The sequence below is a fragment of the Methanobrevibacter sp. genome (assembly GCF_045577275.1).
GTDB lineage: Archaea > Methanobacteriota > Methanobacteria > Methanobacteriales > Methanobacteriaceae > Methanobrevibacter.
This window is the reverse complement of sequence record NZ_JAZNIB010000220.1, coordinates 1-2256: the sequence shown is the minus strand read 5'-3', so window position 1 is coordinate 2256 and position 2256 is coordinate 1. Positions and strand designations below refer to the sequence as shown.

Sequence of the window (2256 nt, the reverse complement as noted above, 5' to 3'; positions counted from 1 at the left end):
TACTCTAATTAAAATTTTTTAACTTAGACTTACTTGAATTATAATTATTTGTTAAAATCACTAAATTAAATTATTTATTAAAATAACTAAATTACAATTATTTAAAATTATTTAAAATTATTAAATCTTTAATGGAGATATTAAATGGATTTATTATTAATCTTATCACAGGAACATGATAAACTACCATTGGCTGAACTAAGAGCAGTTTTGGAGATAGAAGAAATAGAAACTGAAATTGAAATAGTTTGTCCAGGATTAGTTATTCTAAGAAATCTTGATGAAGATGTTTTTGATGATTATTATAGGATATTTGTTAGAAGGTTAGGTTATACTCATGAAGTTCACCAAGTGATTGAAGAATGCAGTTATGCTGATTTGGATGTTGTTGTTGAATCAATCGATTGGTCTCAATTTATTGATGAGAACTTTGCTGTAAGGGTAAAACGCTTCAACACAGAAATAGATACAGTAGCAACTGAAAGAAGAGTTGGCCATTTGATCCTATCAAACACTGAAGACATTTCAGTTAATTTATCAGACCCTAAATCATTCATAAGAGTTGTTGCTCATCAAAGTCATGTTTATTTATGTTTCGGAAAATATCAACTCAATAAGAAGTATTTTGAAGAGATGAAACCTCATAAAAGACCATTTTTCCATCCAGGTTGCATGAGTCCTAAATTAGCTCGTTGTATGGTTAATTTAGCTCGTGTAAAAGAAGGAGATTTAGTATTGGATCCTTTCTGTGGTACTGGTGGAATACTTATTGAAGCGGGGCTCATTGGATGTTCCGTAGTTGGCTGTGATATCGATTGGAGAATGAAAAAGGGTACGGCAACCAATCTGGATTATGTTGGAGTTACAGACTATAAGACCCATGTTGTTGATGTCCGTGAACTTGAGATGTATGAAGAGGTTGATGCTGTGGTTACAGATCCGCCTTACGGCATTTCTACAACAACTTGTGGTGAAGGTGCTTCTGGAATTTTCTCTGAATTCTTGCAATCAATTGAACACAGTATGAAGAAAGATGCACTTTTAGTGATGGCTAGTCCACATACACTGGACATAGATTCACTACTTAATGATGTAGGTTTCATATTATTGGAAAGGTATGAGATTAAAATGCATAGAAGCTTGACTCGTATCATTTCTGTGATAGCTAAAATTCATTAAATCATATCTAATTCATATGGCGTAAACTATTTTAAAATTATACTATCAAAAGTGTTTATTATGCAATTGAATGAAAACATTGAAGCGATAATTGGAGATCCAAAGAAAGCCATTAGGAGATTGGCTTATCCTACTATTTTATCTATGCTTTTAATGTATGCAAATAACCTTATTGATAGCATGTGGGTTGCTGGTCTTGGAGCTGACCCTCTTGCAGCATTAGGATTCATGTCTCCATTGTTCCTTGTTATTATGGGTTTTGGAGTTGGTATTGGAGCTGGTGCCAATTCATTGATATCAAGGTATATAGGTGCAGAGAGATACGATGATTCGAATAATGTTGCAATGCATAGTATAATACTTGGAATAATCATTTCAATTATTCTCATGATTGTGGGATTCTTCTTTTTAAAGGATATGCTCATTCTATTTGGTGCAGGTTCTGTACTTGATTATGCAATGGATTATGGAATCATAATATTCCTATCAAGCAGTATCATTCTTTTTCCAGCTATTGTTTCAAGTCTTTTTAGGGCAGAAGGAGATATCAAAAGGGCAGCATGGCCTTTGGTTTTAAATGCAGTGATAAATCTGATAATTGACCCTATCTTCATTTACTATTTTAATTGGGGCATTAAGGGAGCTGCTCTTGCTACAGTATTGTCCTCACTTGCAAACCTTTTTGTGATGTTATATTGGTATTTTATTAAGAGGGATACCTTCTTAAAATTAAGTTTTAAGAATTACCATAGGAAATTGGAGATCTATAAGGATATTCTATGGGTTGGACTGCCTGCAAGCTGTGAAGAGGTGATATATTCAATAGTGGGAATTTGCTTTAATTTTCTGATTATGATGACTGCAGGAACTATGGAAGTTGCTATCTTCACGGTTGTATGGAGATTTGTATCAATTGCATTTCTTCCATGTATGGGTATTGGAATCTCTACAATTACAGTTTCTGGAGTGGCATATGGTGCTAGAAACATTCAGAATTTTAGAATAACCTTGAATTATTCCACTTTGCTTAGTTTAACAATCACAGCACTCATTTGCGCAATATTCTTCATATTTGCC

Annotated in this window: 2 protein-coding genes; both read left to right on the top strand. The window is 33.3% G+C overall.

The window, feature by feature from the left end:
- Positions 1–144: 144 nt before the first annotated feature.
- Entirely contained in the window at positions 145–1179 is a 1035-nt protein-coding gene (locus ACKI67_RS06350; protein WP_407462601.1) for a TIGR01177 family methyltransferase, read from the top strand.
- 60 nt (positions 1180–1239) lie between these two features.
- Positions 1240–2256, top strand: a 1017-nt coding sequence (locus tag ACKI67_RS06345; protein ID WP_407462600.1) for an MATE family efflux transporter, incomplete at its 3' end; no start/stop codon positions are given.